The sequence below is a fragment of the Streptomyces sp. NPDC002276 genome (assembly GCF_053891435.1).
On sequence record NZ_JBSFCQ010000001.1, the window covers coordinates 759,195 to 781,965 of the forward strand.

The following is a 22,771-nucleotide window of genomic DNA, read 5'->3' on the forward strand; positions in this document are numbered from 1 at the left end:
TTCACCCGCCCGCGGCGCGCAGCACACTGCACGCGCCGCAGGCCGCGCAGCCCGCCTTCTGGTCGGCGCCGCTCATCCCAGCTGCCCGCAGCCCGGCCGCGACGCCCTCGGTGACGTACCGCAGGAGTTCCGCACCGGGCGCCTCGATTCCGTCGCGGGCGGCGAGCGTGCCGCGCATCGGACGGAAGGGAACGACGAAGGGATACACCCCTCGGTCGATCAACCTCCGTGCGCCCGCGATGAGTTCGTCGGGATCCTCGCCGAGGCCGACGAGCAGGTAGGTGGAGACGCGGTTCGGTCCGAAGACGCGCACCGCCTCATCCCAGGCGGCCTCGTACTCGGCCATCGGGACGCTCGACTTGCCGGGCATCCAGCGGCGCCGCACGTCCTCGTCGAGGGACTCGACGTGGATGCCGATCGCGGTGGCCCCGGCGTCGTGCAGGGCGCGGATCCAGGCGAGGTCGCCCGGCGGTTCGCACTGCACCTGGATGGGAAGGCCGGGTACCGCTTCGAGGACGGCGCGGACGGATCGTACGAGAGCGCGGGCACCCCGGTCGGGTCCGGTCGTCGTGCCGGTGGTCATGACCATCTGCCGTACGCCGTCCAGCCGGACGGCGGCCTCGGCGACTTCGGCGAGTTGTGCCGGTGTCTTGGCGGCGACCGTCGCGCCGGCGCGCAGAGACTCCTCGATGGTGCAGAAGCGGCAGCGGTCGGACTCGGCGTAGCGGATACAGGTCTGGACGACGGTGGTGGCGAGGACATCGGCGCCGTGCAGGCGGGCGATGTGCTCGTAGGGGATGCCGTCGGCGGTGGTGAGGTCGTAGAACTTCGGGCGGTCCACGGCGGACAGCGTCAGGCCGGTGTCGTCCTCGCCGAGCCACACCCTGCCGTCCCGTACGGAGTAGGGGCTGTCGGGGTTGGTGGGCAGCGCGGCGTTGGCGCCGTCGACGAGGACATGACCGTCGTCGCTCGGTCCCGCACCGTCCGGCCGCCGTACCGGAGCCTCCAACCGGACTCCGTGGAGTGCGAGTTCGGCACGGGTCATGATCCGCACGTCCACCGCTGTGTTGGTGCCAACGCTCACGGTCCGCCCCTTACAGCTGGTAGGTGGAGTTGATGATGGCGCCCTTGCGGGCGTAGTGGATCAGCGCGTCCTGGACGTCGAGGGGGTGGGTCGGGATGACGCCCTCGATGAGGTCCTCCTCGCGGGCGCCGTGCAGGGAGAGGCCGAAGCGGCAGCAGAAGACCTTGCCGCCCTCGGAGATGAACGTCTTGAGCTGGTTGTTGATGTTGTGCTCGCCGGGGAAGGCCGAGTTGCCGGTGGTCGGGAAGCCGCGCGTGGCAAGGCAGTTGAGGGAGCCGGGGCCGTAGAAGTAGATGGCCGTCTCGAAGCCCTTGCGCAGGGCGCGGGTCGCCTGGAGGACGGCGACGAAGGAGACCGACGACTCGTGGGCGATGCCGTGGACGAGCGTGAAGTACGTCTCGCCGTCCTCGGCCTTGTAGTCGGGGAACACCTTGGTGGCGCCGTAGATGCTGGTGCCGTCCGGGAGGGACGGGTGGGGGATCTCGTTGAGGGACTGCTGCTCGATCTCGCTGAGTTCGACGGTTTCGGACATGGCTGTCTCCTTGTGCGTGCCGGACGTGAGAGGGGAAGTGGGTCAGTCGTAGAGCGCGGCGAACGTGTCCCTGAAGACCAGGTCGCCGAGTGCGCCGCCGCCGGTCGCTTCGGCGAGGCGGGCGTACTCGCCCGTGAAGTCGCCCCACGGCTGGTCGCTGGCGAAGAGCACTCTGTCGTGGCCGATGCCGCGGCGCTCGATCTCCTTGGCCAGCCAGCGGGGGGTGAATCCGATGGCCCAGGAGAGGTCGGTGTAGACGTGCTTGCCGGCGGTGATCCAGTCGAAGAACCGGGAGCCGGCGAGCTTGATGTGGCCGCTCATCCCGCCGCCGAAGTGCACGAGATGGACGGGTACTTGGTCCGCGTACCAGTCGACCAGGTGGCCGACCTCGTCGATGTCGGAGGCGGCGCCGGGGGAGGTGTGGACGTGCACCACCAGTCCGTGCCGGGCCGCCACGGCGAAGATGTTGTCCAGGTGGGGTCGGCAGGCCGGGTCGGTGGGGCGCCCGCCGAGCAGGAAGCTCAGCTTGAGCGCCTTCACGCCGCGCTCGCCCGCCAACTCCAAGGCCTGCGTGGTGCGTTGCTCGTCCTCGGGGCGCGGGGAGACCCACAGTCCGGCCCGGATGCGGTCGTCGGTCTGGGCGGCCTCGATGGCCAACTCGTTGAAGGAGAAGGCGGTCGCGGGGTCGGGCACGCCGTAGTTCGGGATGACCAGGGCGCGTTCGGTGCCCTCCGCGTCCAGGTCGGCGACGAGTTGCTTGACGGTGGCGCGGGCGGTGGTGTCGGGGTTGACGGGCGGGCCGCCGTAGAAGGGGTGGGCGGGCAGGACGCCGATGTGGCGGTGTGCGTCGTAGACCATGGTCTTCATTCCGTTCCTCAGCCGATCGGGAGGGCGGAGGCGAGGTCGGTGGGGGCGCCGGTGAGGGTGCCGCAGACGTCGGCCAGGCGGCGCGAGGCGTCGATGTGGTTCGCGAGGAACTCCGCGTCCCTGCCCACCGCTTCGAAGCGTCCCGAACCCCACGAGTGCTGCCAGGGCAGGCCCAGGAAGTACAGGCCGGGGACGCTGGTGGCGCCGCGCCAGTGCATGGGGTAGCCGCGGCCGTCGAAGACCGGTGCCTCGATCCACCGGTGGTCGCGGCGGAACCCGGTCGACCAGACGACGGACGTGATGCCGGCCTGGACGAGGTCGAGTTCGCGGGGCTGGTCGTCCGGCTCCCATACCGGTGTGTAGCGGGGCTCGTCCGGTGCCGCGATGCCCTGCGCGGTGATGTGGGCGTCGATGGCGTCCTTGATGCCCTCCGCGACCGCGTCCGCGTGGTCGAGGTTCACCTTGAGGTCGTCGGCGAACTCCAGTGCGCTGCCGCCGACTTCGGTCAGCCGGCCGTACAGCCGCATACCGTCGCGGGCGAAGGCGCGCAGGTCGATGTCGCGGCCTCCGTCGCGTCCGGTGACGTAGTGGTTGACGCGCATCCGGACCGCGCCGGCGTCGTCGAAGTCGTCGATGCTCTTCGAGTAGTGGCCCATGTCGTCGAGCCAGGCCACACAGTCACGGCCGCGGTAGAAGCGGGCCACGCGCGGCGCGCCGCCGACGGCGAGATGGACCTGGCGTCCGGCGAGGTGCAGGTCCTCGGCGATCTGGCAGCCGGACTGGCCGGTGCCGATCACCAGGACCGCGCCCGGGGGGAGTTGGGCGGGGTTGCGGTAGCGGGAGGAGTGGACCTGGGTGACGGAGTCGGGGAGTCGCCGGGCCATCGGGGGGAGGGAGGGGGCGTGGTAGGGGCCGGTCGCGATCACCACCTGGTCGGCGGTGAAGTCCCCTTCGGTGGTGGAGAGTTCGAAGACCCCGCGCGGGGAGCGTCGCAGCCTGGTGACCGTCACACCCTCGACCAGCGGTGGCCGGAAGCGGGCGACATAGCCCTCCAGGTAGCGGACGATGTCGTCGCGGACCATGAAACCGTCGGGATCGTCGCCCTGATAGGGGTAACCGGGAAGCCGGCACTGCCAGTTGGGGGTCACCAGACAGAAGGAGTCCCAGCGGCGCTCGCGCCATTCGTGGCCGACCCGGTGGGCCTCGACGACGATGTGGTCGATACCGCGTTCGCGGAGTTCGTGACTGACGGAGAGTCCGGCCTGACCGCCGCCGACCACGGCGACGGAGTAATGTGCGCGGACAGCGAAGTGCATCTCGGGCATGACATCCTCCATGCCGTGCGCCGAGGTCTTGCCACCTCGCCGCTCTTCATGGCGACCAACTTCAGCCCTGGGGATTTCCGAGTGAAGTCATCCGGAACAAAGGGGAGTTGCGAAGAACTCACCGTTGCCCGAGAGGCAAGACGGCTATTCGGCGATCCTGGTGGCCGCCTCCGCGTTCGGCCAGTGGGCGAGCGAGATCATCCCCAGCACCCGGTGGATCAGATAGCCGGCCAGCGGCAGTTCGGCGAAGACCGCGAGGGCCACGGCCGACCAGACGTCCGAGGTGCCGAAGGCGAGCGACACGTCGAACCACGCGTCGCAGATCAACAGAGTCGCCGAGAAGATCGCCGCCACGATGACCGCGCGGTTCCGCCGCCAGCCGAGCAGCGCGGTGGCCGCCATCGAGAGCACGAGCAGGACGTCGAAGCCGACCCAGGTCACCCGCCACTGGTGGACCTCGTACCCGGTCGGGAGCGTCACCGCCAGCAGGACCGTCCATGGGACGAGCCCGATGGAGCAGACCGTGAGCAGTTCCAAGGTGTGCCGACGGTGCCGCCGTGCCCGCTCCAGCGCTTCGGGTGGCGGAGCGGGGGCCTGTGCCTCCTGGCGTATGTCGGCCTTGGGTGCGTTGTTCACCTCGACTGCTCCGTTCTCAGACGTCCGGTGATGAACCGGCCCTGACAGGCTAATGCGCGCTCTTCGCCGGTTATTTCCGAGGGGTGCGGCACGGATTCCTTGATTCCGCATCCCGTCAAATCGGATGGATCGTCCCGATAGCGGAGAAAGCGGGGGTCGGGCTAGGCTCGTCCGACCTACGAAGCGGGGATGGTCCGGCATGAGACGGTGGGCCGAATTCGTGCTGCGGCACCGCAAAGCGGTGGTCGCGTTCTGGGGTCTCGTGCTGATCGCCGGCATCGCGCTGGCCGGTCGGACCACGGACCGGCTCACGATCGACTTCTCGCTGCCCGGCCAGCCCGGCACCGTGACCGCGCACAAGATCGAGAAGGCCTTCGGCAGCGGCGGCGACACCAATCCCTATCTCGTGGCGGTCACCCTGCCCGCCGGTCGGACCGTCACCGGCCACGAATCGGACGTCGGGCGTACGTTCACCGCCGCCGGCACGGCCGCCCCGGGACTGCGGGTGATCGACGAGGCGAACACCGGTGACAAGGCGTTCCGGACGAAGGACGACCGTACCGCCTACGCGCTGGTGTTCTACCGGTTCAACCCGTCACCCAGCCAGACCCTGCTGACCGACCCGATCAGGACGGCCGCCGAGAAGGCCGCGCCCGCGGGCGCGAAGGTCGGCGTGACGGGCGAGGACCCGCTCGCCTCCGGCGGCGACGACGGGGGCGGCCCCGGAGTGCTCGGCGAGACCCTCCTCGGCGCCGTCGGCGCACTCGCCGTCCTCGCCTTCGTGTTCGCGTCCTTCCTGGCCCTGCTGCCGCTGCTGGTCGCCGCCGTGTCGATCCTCGCGACCTTCGTGATGCTGCTGCCCCTCACCTATCTGACCGACATGTCGTTCATCGTGCAGTTCCTGGTCGCCCTCATCGGCCTGGGCGTCGCGATCGACTACTCGCTCCTCTTCGTCACCCGCTGGCGCGAGGAACGCGACCGCGGCCGGGACAACCACGACGCGGTCGTCGTCGCCATGCAGCACGCCGGGCACGCCATCGTGTTCAGCGGGGTCACGGTCGCCATCGGCCTGCTCTCCCTGGTCGTCCTGCCCGTCCCGTTCCTGCGCAGCATGGGCTACGGCGGCGCGCTCATCCCGCTCGCGAGCGTGCTGACGACACTCACCCTGACCCCCGCGATCCTCGGCGGCATCGGACCCAAGGTCGACTGGCCCAAGATCCGCCACGAGAACCGGGCGAGCCGCTTCTGGAGCCGCTGGACCGCCGCCGTCGTACGGCGCCGCTGGATCGCGGCCGGTGCCGCGCTGGCCGCGCTCGCCGCCCTGGTCGGTGTCTTCCTGGGCATCAAGATCGGCCTCGCCTCCTCGGAGTCACTGGCCAAGAACGGCTCGGCCTACGACACCCTCCAGACCCTGGAACGCGGCGGCGTCCCGACCGGCGCGCTCACCCCGATGGAGGTCCTGGTCAGCACCGACCAGGCGAAATCGGTCGCCGCCGCGCTGACCAAGATCGACGGCGTGAGCAGCGTGTTCGTGCCGACCGGGCCCGCGGGCGAGCGGGGCGGACAGAGCATCGTCGTCGTCATCCCGGACACCGAGACGGTGAACTCGCAGAGCGTCGACGTGGTCAGACGGGTCAAGTCCGCCACCGAGCACCTGCCCGGGGTCGTCGGCGTCGCCGGCATCGGCGCGGCCCAGATCGACTTCCTGCACGCCGTCTACGGCAACTTCCCGCTGATGCTCACGATCATCGCGCTGCTGACGTACATCCTGCTGGTGCGCGCCTTCCGTTCCCTGCTGCTGCCGCTGAAGGCGGTGCTGCTGAACCTGATCTCCCTGGCGGCGACCCTGGGCCTGATGGTGCTGTTCTGGCAGGACGGCCATGGCTCCAACGCGATCTTCGGCATCGCCGCCACCGGGGCCGTCACGTTCTGGATCCCGATCATGATCTTCGCGTTCCTGTTCGGACTGTCCATGGACTACGAGGTGTTCATCCTGTCCCGCATCCGGGAGGAGTACGACGCCGGCCTCACCACCGACGAAGCGGTGGTCGAGGGCATCGGCCGCACCGGCCGCCTCGTCACCAGCGCCGCACTCATCCTCTTCCTCGCCTTCGCCGCACTCGCCTCCGGACCGGGCACCGACCTCAAGACCCTCGCGACCGGCCTCGGCATCGGCATCCTGCTGGACGCGACCATCGTGCGGATGCTGCTCGTACCGTCTCTCGTCTCCCTGTTCGGCGGCTGGAACTGGCACCTGCCTGCCTGGGCGGCCCGCCCGCTGCGCGTCCAGCCGTCCTCCCCGCACCCGGAACCGACCGGAGCGAAGTCACCTACCGCCTGAACTCCCGCCCCATGGAGCCCTGTTGAAGCGGAACGGCATGAGGACGTCGGGCCGGCGGCCGGTACGGACGTAGTCGGCGAGGGTGCGGCCGGTGACCGGGCCCAGCGTGACGCCGAGCATCCCGTGCCCGGTCGCCGCGAACGCGTTGTCGTGCCCGGGAACCCGGTCGACGACCGGAAGCCCGTCGGGCAGGAACGGGCGCCCACCCACCCAGGGATCACGGATGAGGCTCACGAGGTCGTCGGGGTCGTCGAACCAGCGGCCCAGATAGTGCCGGCTGGCGAGCGCGACGGCGACGATCCGGCGCCAGTCGAGACGATTGTTGTTGCCGCTCAGCTCCATCGTGCCGCCGATGCGGGTGGTGGCCCCGATCGGCGAGGCGACGGCCCTGCGCTCACCGAAGTACAGCGTGTGCCGGGGCGCCGGATCGAGGTCGACCGAGAAGCTGTAGCCCTTCCCGGCCTGCAACGGCAGGGGGTGGCCGAGCGAGCCGAGCAGGTCCGACGAGCGCGTGCCGGCCGCGATCACGGCGGCCGAGCACGGGATCTCGCCGGTCGCGGTGCGCAGCGCGGTGACCCGGTTCCCCTCGGTACGGAACCCGGTGGCCTCCGTGTTCTCGTGGATCTTCACCCCGGACGCGGTGAGCGCCTCGCCCAGGGCGCGGGAGAACGCCTCCGGATCGACCACGCCCTCGCCCTCCACGAGATAGGCCGCGCGGACCCGTTCGGACAGCGCGGGGTCGAGGAGACGGGCCTCGTCGCCGGTGACCACGTCGTCCGGCATCGGGTAGCGGCCGTGCGCCATCTGCCGCTGGACGGCGAGATGATGGCGGGCCTCGGCGGGGGAGAGGAACGCGTGCACCATGCCGGGCCGGGTCAGCCCGGTCTCGACCCCGGCCGCGCGCAACCCGTCGAAGAGGTCGAACGTGCCGCGGTTCAGCTCGGCGATCGCCGTGTAACCGCTGCGGAACGCGGCCGGGGTGCTGCTGCGCCAGAACCGCCACAGCCACCGGACGAACGCGGGATCGGGCAGGGGCCGTAGATACAGGGGCGAGTCCGGGCGGCCCAGGGAGCGGAGCGCGTAGCGCACCACACCGGGCGCGGGGACCGGCGTCGAATGGCTCAGGCAGATCCAGCCCGCGTTGCCCCGGGACGCCCCCGAACCCAGCGCGCGCCGCTCCACGACCTCCACCTCCAGGCCGGACTCGGCCAGGTAGTAGGCCGTGCACAGTCCCACCACACCGCCGCCGACCACGACGACCGGACCACCGAGCACGGTCATGACGTGGATCCGTAGGCGGCCAGGAACGCGCGGGTGCGGGCCTGTTCGGGATGGTCGATGACCTGCTGCGGTCGGCCCTCCTCGACGATCCGGCCGCCGTCGACGAACACGACACGGTCCGACACCTCGCGGGCGAAGGGGAGTTCATGGGTGACCAGCAGCATTGTCATGCCGTCGGCGGCCAGTTCGCGCATCACGCTGAGCACCTCACGGGTCGCCTCCGGGTCCAGGGACGAGGTGGGTTCGTCGAAGAGCAGCACCTCGGGCCGGAGCGCCAACGCCCGTGCGATGGCGACGCGTTGCTGCTCTCCGCCGGAGAGCCGGTCGGGCAGGGCGAGACCCCGATGGGCCACCCCGACCCGGCGCAGCAGGGCGACGGCCCGGTCCAGGGCCTCCGACTCCGGTACGCCCGCCTTGCGTTGGGCTACGACGACGTTCTCCACCGCCGTGAGATGCGGGAAGAGATTGAAGCGCTGGAAGACCATGCCGACCGTGCGCCGCAGCGCGGGCAGGTCGCGGCAGACCGTGCGGCCGTCGCGGTGCACCACCTCCCCGGCGACCTCGACCGTGCCCCGGTCCGGCCGCTCCAGCAGGTTCACACAGCGCATCAACGTCGTCTTGCCGCCGCCGCTCTGCCCGATGACGCTGACGATCCGGCCGTGGTCGACCGCGAGACTCACGTCGTCGAGCACGAGCCGTCCGTCGAAGGACTTGCTCAGCCCCTCGATCCGAACGACCGCTTCGGTGTGGGCAGTTGGTGTGGTCTTCGCCGTGGTGACGGGCTCGGTCATACGGCTGGCTCCTTCAGGTTCGCTCCGAGGTCGGCGGCGAGCAGGGCCCGGGCCGCCCGCACCCTGCGTCGCCGCAAGGGGGAGAGGGGGACGCCCGCCCGGACCTTGCGCTCCAGCAACAGCAGGAGCTGGGAGAGCGGATAGCACAGGGCGAAGTAGATGGCCGAGATGACCAGGTACACCTCCAGCGCGCGGAACGTCTCCGACGTGATCAGCCGCCCCTCCGACATCAACTCCGCGGCGGACACGGTCACCAGCAGCGAGGTGGACTTCAGCAGGTCCACGAGCATGGTGTTGGTGCCGGCCAGCGCCTGCCTGACCGCCTGCGGCAGCACGATGTGGACGAAGATCCCCACCTTCCCGATGCCCAGCGCCTCACCGGCCTCGGTCTGCCCTTCGTGCACCCCGCTGATCGCGGAGCGGAAGATCTCGGACAGATAGGCGGCGTAGAAGACGACGAGACTCAGGCACCCGGCGGTGAACACGTCCAGCCGGATGCCCGCCGAGGCCAGACCGAAGTAGGTCAGGAAGATGATGGCGAGGAGCGGGATGTTCTTGAACAGCTCCGTGTAGACGGCCGCGAGGGCGCGCGCGGGCCACACTTTGCTCAGCCGCAGCAGCGCCACGACCAGACCCAGCAGGACCGCGCCGACGAAGCTGACCACCGTGTACGAGATCGTCCGCCACAGCGCGTCGATCAGGTCGGAACGGTAGTCCGACCAGGGGACTTGGAAGAGACCCGACATGTCAGCGCCTCAGTTCTCGATGGACGGCGGGGTCCAGTCGCCCGGCCGGTCCACACCGCGTCGGGAGGTGGCGACATCGGCGGCGGGCTTGAGGAACTGCTCGGGATCTCCGCCGTACTTGGTGACGAGCTTCGCCAACTCGCCGTTCTGGTACATCGCGTCGATCTGCGCGGAGATCGCCTGCTCCAACTTCGTCGCTTTCTTAGGGAGATAGAAGCCCGTCTGGTACGGCTGGAAGTACTGGAGGGCCGGCTTCGCCTTCACCTCGGCGGCAGTTGGCGGGGTCAGGTACTCGGTGGCGATCTTCAGGTCCGGGCGCTGCTTCTGCGCCGCGATGATGATCAGCGGGTCCAGGAAGCCGACGTCGATACGGCCCGCGCCGAGGTCGTCGAAGACGCCGTTGGCGTCCGGGTAGGCGTGCAGCTTCGCGCCGGGTACGGCCTGGATCGACTTGACCCAGACGTAGCCGTCGACCGTGCCGAGGTTCAGGCCCTTGAGGTCGGCGACCGTCTTGTACGTCTTGCCGCTGCGGACGGCCATCGCCGGGGGCGAGTAGTACGGCGGATCGGTGAACAGCCCCTGTTTCTGCCGGTCGGCGGACCAGGCGACACCCCCGATCGTGATGTCCACGCGGCGGGACTGCACCCCGGCGAGCATTCCCGCGAAGTCCGTCACTTCGGGCTTGATTTCGAGCCCCAGCTTCTTGGCCGCGTAGGCGAGGATGTCGCCGTCCAGCCCGACGATCTTCCCGCCCCGCACGGTGGTGTAGGGCGCGTACGGCTGGACGGCGACCTTGAGGACACCGGGCGTGAGGGTGCCCAGGGCGGCGGTCTTCGCGGAGACGTTCTTCGGGGCGTCGTCGCCGCCCGAACCACAGGCGGCGACGGTGGACAACATCAACGTCGCGGACAACGCCACGACGAGCGAGCGCACACGGATCATCGGCACGGGCCTTCCGTATCGGCACTGAGGGATCGGCACTGAAGGGACCCGCCGTTCACCGCGCTGTGCCCTCGGCGGGAAGTGATTGGGCCCAAACGCTAGGCATCAAGACGCCGCGCGTCACCGTCCACTTCGTACGAAGTTGTGGCCGGATTCATGCGGTCCCCTGTACGGTGCGTCCAATCCGGCTCGCCCGCGACGGGAGGAAAGCCCGTGCTCAGCCCGTCCCTCGCCCAGGAGATCGCCGGGGACACCTCCGCCGTCATCGGCTTCAACGTGCTGATCACGGACGCCGAGGGGATCGTCATCGGCAGCGGCGACAGCAGCCGCGTCGGCAGCTTCCACGAGGCCTCCGTCGACGTCGTCCGCACGAAGGAACCGGCCACCCACAGCGCCTCCCAGGCACAGCAGCTGCGCGGAGTGCGCCCGGGAGTCACCCTCCCGCTGATCACCAACGGACAGGCCGTGGGCACGGTCGGCATCACCGGCACCCCCGCCCAGGTCCGCCGCTTCGGCCTGCTCGTCAAACGCCAGACGGAGATCCTGCTCCGCGAGTCCGTGATGCTCCGCTCCCGGCTCCTCGCCGAGCGCGCCGCCGAGAAACTCCTCGCCGACATCGCGTCCTACGACCCCCAGGTCGTCGAGGGCGACTTCCTCGTGTTCCGCGCCGCCGAACTCGGCTACGACCTGCGCCTACGACGGGTCGCCGTGGCCTTCGAGGTGACCGTGCCGCACCCCGCGCCCCGCCGACAGGGCGGCACCCAGAGCCGGGACATGGCCCTGGTCCGCTCCGAACTCCTGCGTACCGTGGGGGAGTTCTTCGCCGACCCGCAGGACATCGTTGCCTCCACGGCGCCCGGCTGGATCGGCGTCCTGCACCGCCTGCCCGCCGGACGCTCCACGGCCTCCCTCGTCGCCGACTGCCGGCGGGTCACCGAGCTCATCGCCGCCCAGGACGGCCTCGCGGCCCGCGCCGGTATCGGGGAGGCGGCCACCGCCGTCGGCGGTCTGCACGACTCCTACCAGGACGCGTGCGACGCGCTGCGGCTCGGCGCCCGGTTCGCGGACACCGACCCCGTGCATCTGATCACCGAACTGCGCGTCCACCAGGTGGTGACGGCGGTGAGCCAGTCCGCGCGCAACCGGCTGCTGGAACTCACCGCCGCCGAACTCCGCGCCCAGCCGGACTGGCCGGCCCTGCGCGACACGGTCACCGCCTGGTGCGAGAGCGGCTTCAACCTCGTCCGCACCGCCGAGGCCCTGCACATCCACCGCAACACCGTCGTCTACCGGATGAACAAGATCGAGCAGATCACCGGCCGCCCGCTGCGGGAGTACCGGACGGCCATGGCCCTGTATCTCGCCTGCCTGGCCGACCGGTTGGCGCGCTGAACGCGTCCCGTCACACGCCCCCAGCCCGCGCGCGGAGCATGCGGCTCACCTCGTCCGAGCGCTCCAGGAGCGTGGTGCGGACCACCGGCACCGCCTCCCGGGACGCCTCCTGGGCCCGCTCGATGTACGCCGGGTCGATGGCGTGCAACGGGAAGAGGCGGTGCGTGTAGCTCATCGCCAGGAGCATTCCACCCTGGTGCAGCTTCGGGATCGCCTCCAGATAGCGTTCCGCGTACGGGGCCAGCAGCGCGTCCTGGCCCGGGCGCCAGAAGGCCGCCGCCACCAGGCCCACCGAGTTGACGGGGACGGCACGGTCCACGGTCAGCCGCTGCCAGACCTCCGCCTTCGTGGCCGCGTCGGGCAGCGCGGCCCGGACGGTCAGAGCGCGGGTCCAGGCGTCGGGGTCCGGGTCCCGGGCGAGCAGGAGATCGGACTCCGCGGCCAAGTCCCCGCCCAGTTCCGCGTCGCGGACCAGCGCACGCCAGTGCAGGTCCACGTCGGCACCGGCCAGTTCCCGGAGCCGGTCGAGATCCTCCCGGGTCGTCGCGGTACGGGCCAGCCCGCGCAGCGCGACCTGACGGCGGCCCGGGTCGTCGGCGAGCCGGAGACAGGCCGCCGCCACCGCCGCCGACAGTTCGGTCCGCTCGGCGGCCGGCGCCCACAGCTCCGCGATGTTCGCGGCGAGGGTCAGATACGGCTCGATCACCGCGTCGGACGTCTCGGCCGTCAGCAACGCGGTGAGACACCGCCCGGCCTCCGCCGCCGTGGCCTCGCCGGTGGTCAGCATGTCCCACACGGTGGCGGCGGCCACGCCCCGCGAGATCGCCGTGGGCAGTCGCGCCGCCGTACGGAACAGCGTGTCCCTGGTGGCGGGGTCGGGGCGGGTCGTCGCGAAGGTCAGGTCGTCGTCGTTGATCAACAGGACGTCGGCGGGCGGGAGTCCGGTCACCGGGGTGCGGGTCTCGGTCACCTCGACCCGGACCAGCGCCCGGCGTTCCAGCGCGTCGCCGTTCTCCCCGTACGCGCCCACCGCCAGCACCTGCGGGCGCGGGCTGCCGTCGGCCACCAGCGTGAGGGTGTCGCCGTCGCGCTCCAGCGAGAAGCGGTCGGTGCCCGCCGTCGTCAGCCAGGCCGTGCGCCAGGTGTCCAGGTCGCGGCCACTGGCCTCCGACAGCGAGTCGATCAGGTCCTGGAGCGTGGTGTTGCCCCACGCGTGGCGCGCGAAGTAGGCGGCCATGCCGGTCCTGAAGTGCTCTTCGCCGACGTACGTCTTGAGCTGTTGAAGGACGGACGCGCCCTTCGGATACGTGATGTTGTCGAAGATCGACGCGGCCTGGGCGACGTCGTGGATGGGCTGGTGGATCGGGTGCGAGGCGGGGCCCTGGTCGGACAGGTACGCGCTGATCTTGCCGATCATCAGATGGCTCGCCCACGCGTCCGTGTGCCGGGTGGCGCGCTCGGCGGCCCAGTGGCAGGCGAACTCCGCGAACGCCTCGTTCAGCCAGAGGTCGTCCCACCAGCGCATGGTGACGATGTTGCCGAACCACATGTGCGCCATCTCGTGCAGCAACACCCTTGCGAGCAGCACGTGTTCGGCGGGAGTCGGCGCGGCCCGCCGCAGGAACGAGTCCGACCACGTCACACAGCCGTAGTTCTCCATCGCCCCGCCGAACTCGGGCATGAAGACCTGGTCGTACCTGCGCTGCGGGAACGGCATCGCGAAGGCCTCGGCGTAGAAGGCGAGGCCCTGACGGGTGAGCGTGAAGATCTCCTCGGCGTCACGGTCGAGGATCTCGGCGAGCGAACGGCGGGCGTACAGGCCCAGGTCGTGGCCGTCCACCTCGCGGCGGACCTCGTGGAAGGGGCCCGCGTTGATGACCGTGTTGTACGTCGACAGGGGTGGGGTGTCCGGGAAGGTCCACCGGCGGGCCGCGCCCAGTTCCTCGACGTCCGCGTCACCGGAGTTGCTGGTGACGGTCCACGCGGCCGGGGCCGTGACGGTGAACGCGTGCGGGGCCTTGAGGTCGGGCTGGTCGAAGCAGGCCCACACGAAACGGGCCTCGTCCGGTTCGAAGCTCATCCACACGTACACCTCGCCGTCGCCGGGGTCAGTCGCCCGGTGCACGCCCTCGCCGGTGGTGGTGTCGGCCTGCACGCTCTCCACCCGCAGCACGTTGTGCGCGGCGAGCCCCGGGAGCTGGATCCGCCCGTCCTCGCCGGGTCCGACCTCGACCCCGTTCAGCGTCGCGCCCAGCACCCGCGCCGCGCAGTCCACGAAGGTCGCCGCGCCCGGCTCGCGACACGTGAACGCCACGGTGGAGACGGAACGCACCTCCGGCCCGTCGGGCAGCGCGGTCAGATCGACGTCCACGTCGTACCGCTCGACCGCGATCAGCGCGGCCCGGTGCTCGGCTTCGGCGCGGGTCAGGCTTCGGATCCCCATGTGTCCTCCCTCGGCAGACAGCGGCCGCAAGCCTATGACGGAGATCGCCGGGGAGCAGAGGGTTTTCGCCGCGCGGCGGACGGACCGGCGACGGCGGTCGATCGCCCACGTGGGCGGCGAGCGCCGGGCGGAGCCGCCCTCGTCCGGGGCGCCGCGGACGAGGGCGACTCCGCCCGTCCGCGGCGCCGCGCGGAGCGGAACTCGCGCTCCGCGCCACCCGCGTCGCGGGACCGGAGGGCCGCGCCGACGCGGACCGGTGGCTCGACCGAGCCTCCGGCGTGCTCGCGGACACGGCCGTCGCCGCGGCCCGGTGCTCATCCCCGCAGGAGCGCCGGGCCGCGTCGTCGGCCCCCCGGTGTCATCGCCCCCGCAGACCCATGCCGATGACCCCGGCGGTATGGCGGGCGGCCTCCGCGAGCCGCTCCAAGTGGTGTGCCGGATCCGTGAGGACACACAGCGCGGCCAGGGGCGTGGCGCCCGTACCGAACAGCGGAACCGCCGCACAGCACACCCCGCTCACCACTTCCTCCCGGTCGAACGCGGTACCCCGCTCCCGGATCGTGGCGGCGTCCCGCGCCCAGGACGCGGGCAGCGGCCCCGGCAGCGGTGCCGGACCGGCCATGGCCACCAGGACCTTGCCCGCCGCGGTGAACCACGGCCAGGTCATCCGGGTCCCCGGCGGATCGGGCCGTTCGGCGTCGGCGGGACACCACTCGACCATCAGCGTCTCGCCCTTCCACAGCACGGCGATCCCCACCGTCGTGCCCGTGAGCTTCGCCAGCCTGCGCATCGGTTCCCGGGCCGCGGTCCGCAGCCGGGGATGCGGCTGCCAGGCCCGCCCGAGGCGGAACAGCCGCGGACCCACCCGATAACTCCCCCCGCACCGCTCGACCGCGCCCAGGTCCGCCAGCTGCTCCAGCAGCCGGTACGCGGTCGTCTTGGGCAGTCCGCAGTCGGACGCCAGCCTGGTCGGCCCCGCCTCCACGGCCCGTTCCACCGCCTCCAGCAACGCGAAGGCGCCCTCCAGCACGCTCCTTCCGCCGGCGTTTCCCGCGGCGGCCGGTAACGTCTCCGGCCGCCGGACCGGCACTCGTGTTCCAGGTGCCATCACTTCCCCTGTGATCACACTTCTCGCCCCCGTTTGCCTGTCGCGCAGCCGCCGGGCTACGGCCCTGCCGCGGTGCCCGAACGGCGCCCCGGTCAGAGCCCGTTCGTGTCCCAGCAGACTGACATCGGTGGGTGGCAGGAAACCTTGCCGAAGGCTTGTCGCGCCGCGTACGCGTCCGTGAAAGAAAGGAGGAGGCTTTGTGTGGGGGTGGCGCACACCATGGTGGACGTGCAGTTGCTGGGGCCGGTGGAACTGTTGGCGGGGGAGCGCGCGGTGGAGGTGGGCCCGCCCCAACGCCGTACCGTGATGGCCGCGTTGGCCGTGGACGTCGGCCGGCCCGTCGCGATGGACGTGGTCATGGAGCGGGTCTGGGGCACGCGCGCGCCGGACGGGGCGCGCGGCGCCGTGCACGCCCATGTCGCCCGGATCCGACGGGTGTGCGAGCAGGCCGCCGAGACCGCGCGGGACCCCTTGTCCGTGGTGCGGCGCTCCGGCGGCTACCTCCTGGAGGCCCGCCCGGACCAGGTGGACGTGTACAGATTCCGGCAGTTGGTGGACCAGGCAAGGACCGCGGGCCCGGCCTACCCGGAGCGGGCGCGGCTGCTGCGCGAGGCGCTGGACCTGTGGCGCGGGGAGCCGTTGTCCGGTCTGCGCGGGCAGTGGGCGGCCCGGATGCGCGAGGCCTGGCGGCGGCGGCACCAGGACGCGGCGGTCGGCTGGGCCCGCACGGAACCGGTCCACAGCGATCCCGCGTCCGTCATCGGCCCGTTGACCGGCCTGCTGGGCGAGTACCCGCTGGCCGAACCCCTCGCCGAGGCGCTCATGCGGGCCCTGCACGAGACCGGCCGCAGCGCGGAGGCCTTGGACTGCTACGCGGCCGTCCGCAAACGCCTCGCGGAGGAACTGGGCACCGACACCGGACCTGCACTGCACCAGTTGCACCAGACCATCCTGCGCGGCCACCGCTCCGGCCCCGCCAAACGGCCCGAACCGTCCGGACCGTCCGAGACGGCCCGCTCGATCGAACTCCCCGCCCAACTCCCCGTGGGCGTACGGGGATTCACCGGCCGCGACGCGGAACTGACCCGGCTTGAGGAGATCCTCGCCTCGGCGGAGGGCGAGTCCGCCGCCGTGGTGATCTCGGCGGTCTCGGGCATGGCGGGCGTCGGCAAGACCGCGCTCGCGGTGCACTGGGCCCGCCGGGTCGAAAGCGCCTTCCCCGACGGGCAGTTGTACGTGAACCTGCGCGGCTTCGACCCGCAGGGCGCGGTGATGCCCCCGACCGAGGCGGTCCGCGGATTCCTCGACGCGCTGGGTGTACGGCCGGACCGGACACCGCCGTGCCTTGAGGCCCAAGTCGGCCTGTACCGCAGCCTGCTGACGGGGCGTCGGATCCTGGTCGTCCTCGACAACGCCCGCGACGAGGAACAGGTGCGCCCGCTGCTGCCGGGCGCGAGCGGCTGCATGGCGCTGGTGACCAGCAGGAACCGGCTCACCGGGCTGGCCGCGACCGAGGGCGCCCATCTGCTCGCGGTCGGCCCGCTGACCCCGGACGCGGCACGGGATGTCCTGGCGGAGCGGCTCGGTGCGGACCGGGTGGCCGCCGAACCGGAGGCCGTCGCGGACGTCGTCACCTGGTGCGCGGGACTGCCGCTGGCCCTGGCGGTCGTGGCGGCCCGCGCCGCCGCCCAGCCGCGACGCCCGCTCGGCACGCTCGCCGAGGAACTCCGCGAGGTGGGCGGCCGACTGGACGCGCTCGACGGCGGCGAGGAGGCCAGCCAGGTACGGGCCGTGTTCTCGTGGTCCTACAGCGCGCTCGGCCCGGCCGCCGCCCGGCTGTTCCGGCTGCTCGCCCTGCACCCGGGCCCGGACCTCTCACGGCACGCGGCGGCCGCCCTCGCCGGCGCTCCGCCGGAACGCGTCCGCGCACTGCTCGCCGAACTGACCGGCGGGCACCTGCTGACCGAGCACGCTCCGGGACGGTACGCGTTCCACGACCTGTTGCGCGTCTACGCCGGGGAGTTGGTGGCCGCGTACGACGACGAGTGGGAACGGCGTGCGGCCCTGCACCGGATGATGGACCATTACCTGCGTTCCGCACGTGCCGCCGACGTCCTGGTGACCCCGCAGCCCAACCCGGTCGCCGCTCCCGCGCCCAGAGCGGGCGCGAATCCGATGGTGCCCCGGGACTACGGCAGAGCGCTGGCCTGGCTCGTCGCCGAACACCCGGTACTGCTGGAGATCGTGGGGCAGCCACCGCCCGGCTTCGACGGGCATGTGTGGCGACTGGTCACCGTCCTGACCACCTTCCTGGACCGGCACGGCCACTGGGAGGCGCTGCTGACCGCCGGGCACAGCGCGCTCGCGGCGGCCGAACGGGAGGGCGACCTGGTCGGAAGAGCGGGCGCCCACCGCGGACTCGGCCTGGCCCTGGACCGCCTCAACTCCCCGGAACCGGCCAGGGAGCACTACTTACGGGCGTTGGAACTCTTCGCCGAGCTGGGCAGCGACGCGGGGCAGGCCCGTACCCACCAGCATCTCTCGCGGATGTCGGGAACCCAGGGCGACCCCGCACTGGCGCTGGAACACGCCCACCGGAGCCTGGAGCACTACCGGGTGGCGGACGACCCGGCCGGACAGGCCGCCGCGCTCAACCACATCGGCTGGATGGAGGCCCAACTCGGCGCACACCACAGCGCGTTGGCGCACTGCGAGCAGGCGCTCGAACTCGCCCGTGCGGCCGCCGACGTGGACGGACAGGCCCATATCTCCGACAGCCTCGGCTACATCCACCACCAACTCGGCCGCCACCAACAGGCGGTGGAGCGCTACCGGGATGCGGCGGCCCTGTTCCGCGCCACCGGCGAGCGCCGCAGCGAAGCAGCCTGTCTCCGCTGCCTCGGCGACAGCCACCACAGCGCCGGTCAACCCGACGCCGCACACGAGGCCTGGACCCGCGCCCGCGACCTCGCCGACGAACTCGGCCTGCCCGACGACGATCCCCTCCGCACCGATCTCCACGACCGCATCAGCGAACGGCCCCTGCCGTAGCGGACTTTGAGAACTGCGAGGGCGCGCCCCCGCCGCCGAGCCCGAGGCTGAGGACGGCACCGCAGACCGCGCAGCCGCAGGTGATCCACCAGGTGGAGTGCCAGCCGCCGGTACGGGTCGCCAGCCACGCGGCGACCGTGGGGCCCACGAAACTGCCCGCGTTGAACAGCTGTTGGATCAGCCCCATGGTGGCCGGGGCCGAACCGCCCGCCGGTGTCAGCCCACCGATCATCCGCAGCAGGGTCGCGGGTATCGCCCCGCCGGTCAGCGAGAAGGCGACGACACACAGGAACTGCCAGACGGTACCCGCCGGAACACCGTGCCAGTCGACGGCGAAGGCCAGCAGGGAGGTCGAGGCCATCAGCGCGAAGGCGGGCACGACGACGGCGCGCACGGCCAGCCCGCGTTTCAGCAGCGCCGCAGTGCCGACCGAACCGACGGCGTTCACCGCACCGACCACGGCGCTCAGCACCCCCGGCCAACTGCCCGTCATCCCACCGTCGCGATAGACGGTCGGCAGAAACCCGACCACGGCCATCCACGGCAGCGTGTAACAGGCGAAGACCAGACCGGCCGTCCAGGGAGCGGGAGCCCGGACGGTACGGCCGATGCGCGCGAGGGCAGTCGCCGCGCCCCGCGCACCGCCCGCGTCGTCACGCGGAACGCGGGCCAGCACCCACGGCAGCGGCGCCAGCGCGACCACGGCCATGCCCCACCACCACACCCGCCACGACACCGCCTGAAGGGCCAGCGCGCCGACCACCAGCCCGACGAAGGTGGAGATCCCCTGGTAGGCGCCCCAGAAGCCCATGGCGGTGGTGAAGCGGCCCGGCGGAGCGGTGCGCCGGATCAGTCCCGGACCGGTCACCGCCACCAGGATGAAACCGGCCCCCTCCACCGCCCGCGAGGCCAGCAGCGGACCCGCCGACCCGGCGAAACCACCACCGGCCGAACCGAGGAACAGCAGCACGAGCCCCCCGGTCAGACAGCGCCGTTCACCGATCAGCTCGGCCAGCAGCGAGACGGCAAGTCCCCCGAGCATCCCGGCCAGTTGGACGATTCCCAGCAGGGTCCCGGCCTGCACCAGACCCAACGACAGATCGTGCCGCAGGTACGGCAGCGCGGGCGGCACCTTCCACACCTGGAGCCCGGCGGCGACCCCGGCGGACACGACGACGATCCAGGAGCCACCGGTACCGGCGGGGTACGACTTCGAAGCCATGACGGCGGTCCTTCAACGGATCGGAGGCGGGAGACGGCCCACCACCTAGACCACGTGCCAGGGCAGCGGCGCAACAGAGGTCTTCTCCGATGCGACAGATGCTCAACGAGATGTGATTCAGGTGTCAGAATGCGCACCATGACACCGATGGACACCTTGGACGCCAGGATCGTCCTGGCCCTGGACGACGACCCGGACGCCACGATCCTGGCCCTGGCGCAGACCCTCGGCGTGGCCCGCAACACCGTGCACGCCCGGCTGCGGAGAATGGCGGCCGAGGGTGCCCTCAAACCCTTCAGCCGCCGCGTCGACCCCGCCGCCCTCGGCTACGGCCTGGTCGCGTTCATGTCGCTCGCGGTGAGCCAGGCCGAACCCGAGAGCGTCCACGCAGGCCTGCTCGACCTCCCCGAAGTCATCGAGGTGCACTACACCACCGGCGACGCCGACCTCCTCGCCCAGGTCGTCGCCAGGGACACCGCGGACCTGCACCGCATCACGAAGGCGATCCTCGCCATCGACGGAGTCGACCGCACCAGCACCGCCATCTCACTGGCCGAGGTCATCCCCTACCGACCCCGGTCCCTCCTCAACCGCCTGGCGCAGGGCGGCACTTAGAGGTCCAGCTCCAGCACCGGCGAGTCGCAGCGGCTCACGCAGATCATCATCGTGGTGGCGGCGGTGCGTTCGGACGGCTCGATCACCGAGTCGCGGTGGTCCGGGAGCCCGGCCACGACCGCCGTCTCGCAACTGCCGCAGTAGCCCTCCTCGCAGGAGTAGGGAACGTCCGGGAGCTTCTCCCGTACGACGTCCAGCACGGAACGGTCGGCGGGCACGGTCAACCGCAGCCCCGAGCGGCTCAGCACTACCTCGAACTCCCCGTCGGCCGTGCCGGGTTGGTCGGCGGCGGCGAAGCGCTCCAGGTGAAGGACCCGGGTGGAGCCCGGTGTCCGGCACAGCGCCGTCACCGCGTCGAGCATCGGCTGCGGACCACAGGCGTAGACGGCGTGCGCGGGCGGGGCGGCGGCGAGTTCGGTGGCCAGGTCCGGGGGACCCGCCTCGTCCTGCGGCAGGAGCAGCACCCGGTCGCCGCCCAGCTCCACCAACTCCTCGGCGTACACGAGCCGGGACCGGTCGCGGGCACCGAGGACCAACCGCCACGGCAGGCCGCGCTCGGTGAGCTCACGGGCCATCGGTAGGAGCGGTGTGACGCCGATGCCGCCGGCCAGCAGCAGATAGCCCTCCGCGGGCACCAGCGGGAAGCGGTTGACCGGCCCGCGCACCTCCAACTCCCGCCCCACCAGGGCGGTTTCATGGATCTCCCGGGAACCGCCCCGCCCCTCGGGCGCGAGGTGCACGGCGACCGTCCATGCCTCCGCGTCCGTCACCTCCCCGCACAGCGAGTAGGCCCGCCGCAGCCCCGAGGGAAGAGTCAACTCCACATGCGCTCCCGGCTCCCACGTCGGCAGGGCGCCGCCTGTGGCCCGCGTCAGCCGCAGCTCCACCACATCGCGGGCGACCCAGCGGACCTGCCGGACCAGGAGCCGTTGCGTCGTCGTACGAGGGGAGTCGAGGTCAGAAGACACGGAAGTACTCCCGCTGTTCCCAGTCGGTCACCTCTTGGCTGAAGCGGTCGATCTCGGCGCGTTTGATGCTCGTGTAGTACGCCACGAAGTCCTTGCCGAGCCGGTCGGCGAGCATGCGGTCGGACTCCAGGGCGTCCAGGGCCTCGGCCAGCGAGCGGGGAAGCGGTTCGGCGCGGGCCGCGTACGGTTCGTCGGCGGCCGGTCCCGGTTCCAGTCCGCCCGCCACGCCCTCCAGTCCGGCGGCGAGTTGGGAGGCGAGGTAGAGGTAGGGGTTGGCGGCCGGTTCACCGATCCGGTTCTCCAGCCGGGTGGAGGAGGGCCCGTCACCCAGCACCCGCACCATCGCCCCGCGATTGTCCCGCCCCCACACCGCACGGTCCGGCGCCAGCGACAGGGAGCGAAAGCGCTTGAAACCATTGAGAGTTGGCGTCGAGAACGCGCTCGTGGCCCGCGCGTGCCGCAGCAGCCCGCCGAGAAAGGCGGTCCCGTACGGCGACAACGGCGGCCCGGACGCGGTGAGTTCGCCGTCCTCCGGCGCGAAGACCCCCACGCCGTCCCGCAGCATGCTCTGGTGCAGATGCCAGCCGCTGGAGAACACGCCGGGCAGATGGGGGCGGCACATGAAGGTGGCGTGGTGGCCGTGGCGGGCGGCGACCTGCTTGACCGTGCTGCGCAGCAGGACCATCGCGTCGGCCGTGCCCAGACCGTCGGCGGGCTGGAGGGTCAACTCGACCTGGCTCGGCCCGAATTCGACCTCCAGGCTGCGCAACGGCAGCCCCAGGCCCTCGATGTTCGCGCGTAGGACGTCGAGGATGGGGTCGAGTTCGTCGTAGCGCAGCTCGCTGAGGTACTGGTAGCCGTGGTTCAGCATCCCGACCTCGGGCGCGGCTCCGGGCTGGCCCTGGTCGCCGGGCCCCAGGCGCGGATCGTCGAGCCGGAAGAGGTGGAACTCCACCTCCAGGCCGGTGCGGTAGGTCAGTCCGTCGGCCTGGTCGAGGACCGAGCGCAGCAGACCGCGCGTGCACAGCGGGACCGGCGTGCCGGAGGTGAAGCGCAGGTCGCACAGCAGCCAGCCGGTGCCCGGCGACCACGGCAGCATCCGGAAGGTCGACGGGTCGGGGACCATCACCATGTCGGCGGCGCCGCGCAGTTCGGGCAGCCCGAGCGGTGTCTCCTTGGTGAACAGGGGGAAGACGGTCCGCCCCGAGGTGTCCTTGGCGAGCAGGGACGAGGCGATGCCCGTACCGTCGCGCAGCACGTTGGGCAGTTCGCCCACGGTGACGGTCTTGCCGCGCAGCAGACCGTGCTGGTCGGCGAAGACCAGCCGGACCACCGTCATCCCGCCGCTCTCGGCGCGGCCGAGTATCTCCCGTGCTGCGGCGGCCTGTTCGGGGTTCCACAGGCCGTGCCGTTCGATGAATCCCACG

General features: G+C 71.4%; 18 protein-coding genes. 4 read left to right on the forward strand and 14 right to left on the reverse strand.

Annotation, left to right across the window (positions count from 1 at the left end; all coding sequences use genetic code 11):
- Position 1: 1 nt before the first annotated feature.
- From ACWIHT_RS03570 to ACWIHT_RS03590, 5 genes are all read right to left on the reverse strand, one after another.
- On the reverse strand, positions 2-1,084 hold the full coding sequence (locus tag ACWIHT_RS03570) for an MSMEG_0568 family radical SAM protein (protein WP_456163954.1): 1,083 nt from the start codon (positions 1,082-1,084) through the stop codon (positions 2-4).
- 10 nt (positions 1,085-1,094) lie between these two features.
- Positions 1,095-1,616, reverse strand: coding sequence for an MSMEG_0572/Sll0783 family nitrogen starvation response protein (locus tag ACWIHT_RS03575; protein ID WP_403982106.1), 522 nt, complete (start codon positions 1,614-1,616; stop codon positions 1,095-1,097).
- 42 nt (positions 1,617-1,658) lie between these two features.
- A complete protein-coding gene (locus ACWIHT_RS03580) occupies positions 1,659-2,483 on the reverse strand; it encodes an amidohydrolase family protein (RefSeq protein WP_456163956.1) in 825 nt (274 codons plus the stop codon).
- Positions 2,484-2,491: 8 nt separating this feature from the next.
- On the reverse strand, positions 2,492-3,808 hold the full coding sequence (locus tag ACWIHT_RS03585; RefSeq protein ID WP_456163958.1) for an MSMEG_0569 family flavin-dependent oxidoreductase: 1,317 nt from the start codon (positions 3,806-3,808) through the stop codon (positions 2,492-2,494).
- A gap of 144 nt (positions 3,809-3,952) precedes the next feature.
- Positions 3,953-4,444 (reverse strand): hypothetical protein, encoded by a 492-nt coding sequence (locus tag ACWIHT_RS03590; RefSeq protein WP_456163960.1) that lies wholly within the window; start codon positions 4,442-4,444, stop codon positions 3,953-3,955.
- Positions 4,445-4,643: 199 nt separating this feature from the next.
- Between ACWIHT_RS03590 and ACWIHT_RS03595 the strand changes: the two genes are divergently transcribed.
- Positions 4,644-6,785, forward strand: coding sequence for an MMPL family transporter (locus ACWIHT_RS03595; protein ID WP_456163962.1), 2,142 nt, complete (start codon positions 4,644-4,646; stop codon positions 6,783-6,785).
- On the opposite strand, the gene ACWIHT_RS03600 is transcribed toward ACWIHT_RS03595, so the two are convergent.
- The 4 genes from ACWIHT_RS03600 to ACWIHT_RS03615 are packed head-to-tail and all read right to left on the reverse strand — an operon-like array spanning position 6,771 to position 10,545.
- The gene (locus ACWIHT_RS03600; RefSeq protein ID WP_456163964.1) at positions 6,771-8,066 is read right to left on the reverse strand and encodes an NAD(P)/FAD-dependent oxidoreductase; all 1,296 of its coding nucleotides are present in this window, start codon (positions 8,064-8,066) and stop codon (positions 6,771-6,773) included. The genes ACWIHT_RS03595 and ACWIHT_RS03600 overlap by 15 nt on opposite strands.
- Positions 8,063-8,857: an amino acid ABC transporter ATP-binding protein gene (locus ACWIHT_RS03605; protein ID WP_456163966.1), complete on the reverse strand. Its 795-nt coding sequence runs from the start codon at positions 8,855-8,857 to the stop codon at positions 8,063-8,065. The genes ACWIHT_RS03600 and ACWIHT_RS03605 overlap by 4 nt, the downstream gene beginning before the upstream one ends.
- The gene (locus ACWIHT_RS03610; protein WP_456163968.1) at positions 8,854-9,603 is read right to left on the reverse strand and encodes an amino acid ABC transporter permease; all 750 of its coding nucleotides are present in this window, start codon (positions 9,601-9,603) and stop codon (positions 8,854-8,856) included. The genes ACWIHT_RS03605 and ACWIHT_RS03610 overlap by 4 nt, the downstream gene beginning before the upstream one ends.
- Before the next feature lie 9 nt (positions 9,604-9,612).
- Entirely contained in the window at positions 9,613-10,545 is a 933-nt protein-coding gene (locus ACWIHT_RS03615; RefSeq protein ID WP_456164577.1) for a substrate-binding periplasmic protein, read from the reverse strand.
- A 213-nt stretch (positions 10,546-10,758) separates the two neighbouring features.
- Here ACWIHT_RS03615 and ACWIHT_RS03620 point away from each other — a divergent pair, with 213 nt between their 5' ends.
- On the forward strand, positions 10,759-11,937 hold the full coding sequence (locus ACWIHT_RS03620) for a CdaR family transcriptional regulator (RefSeq protein ID WP_456163970.1): 1,179 nt from the start codon (positions 10,759-10,761) through the stop codon (positions 11,935-11,937).
- 10 nt (positions 11,938-11,947) lie between these two features.
- Here ACWIHT_RS03620 and pepN read toward each other — a convergent pair whose 3' ends face one another.
- The gene (gene pepN / locus ACWIHT_RS03625; RefSeq protein WP_456163972.1) at positions 11,948-14,380 is read right to left on the reverse strand and encodes an aminopeptidase N; all 2,433 of its coding nucleotides are present in this window, start codon (positions 14,378-14,380) and stop codon (positions 11,948-11,950) included.
- Between the two features lie 358 nt (positions 14,381-14,738).
- Positions 14,739-15,410: an IclR family transcriptional regulator gene (locus tag ACWIHT_RS03630; protein ID WP_456163974.1), complete on the reverse strand. Its 672-nt coding sequence runs from the start codon at positions 15,408-15,410 to the stop codon at positions 14,739-14,741.
- A 279-nt stretch (positions 15,411-15,689) separates the two neighbouring features.
- On the opposite strand from ACWIHT_RS03630, the gene ACWIHT_RS03635 reads away from it, so the two are divergent.
- Positions 15,690-18,539 carry an AfsR/SARP family transcriptional regulator gene (locus ACWIHT_RS03635; protein WP_456163976.1) on the forward strand — a complete coding sequence of 950 codons (2,850 nt, stop codon included), beginning with the start codon at positions 15,690-15,692 and terminating at the stop codon, positions 18,537-18,539.
- On the opposite strand, the gene ACWIHT_RS03640 is transcribed toward ACWIHT_RS03635, so the two are convergent.
- Positions 18,517-19,761, reverse strand: a complete 1,245-nt coding sequence (locus ACWIHT_RS03640; protein WP_456163978.1) for an MFS transporter — start codon at positions 19,759-19,761, stop codon at positions 18,517-18,519. The two genes, ACWIHT_RS03635 and ACWIHT_RS03640, sit on opposite strands and share 23 nt — an antisense overlap.
- Positions 19,762-19,908: 147 nt before the next feature.
- Between ACWIHT_RS03640 and ACWIHT_RS03645 the strand changes: the two genes are divergently transcribed.
- Positions 19,909-20,376 carry an Lrp/AsnC family transcriptional regulator gene (locus tag ACWIHT_RS03645; RefSeq protein WP_456163980.1) on the forward strand — a complete coding sequence of 156 codons (468 nt, stop codon included), beginning with the start codon at positions 19,909-19,911 and terminating at the stop codon, positions 20,374-20,376.
- Here ACWIHT_RS03645 and ACWIHT_RS03650 read toward each other — a convergent pair.
- Together ACWIHT_RS03650 and ACWIHT_RS03655 are read right to left on the reverse strand one after the other, a co-directional pair.
- Positions 20,373-21,344, reverse strand: a complete 972-nt coding sequence (locus tag ACWIHT_RS03650; protein ID WP_456163982.1) for a PDR/VanB family oxidoreductase — start codon at positions 21,342-21,344, stop codon at positions 20,373-20,375. The genes ACWIHT_RS03645 and ACWIHT_RS03650 overlap by 4 nt on opposite strands.
- The gene (locus tag ACWIHT_RS03655) at positions 21,334-22,770 is read right to left on the reverse strand and encodes a glutamine synthetase family protein (protein ID WP_456163984.1); all 1,437 of its coding nucleotides are present in this window, start codon (positions 22,768-22,770) and stop codon (positions 21,334-21,336) included. The genes ACWIHT_RS03650 and ACWIHT_RS03655 overlap by 11 nt, the downstream gene beginning before the upstream one ends.
- Position 22,771: the final 1 nt, after the last annotated feature.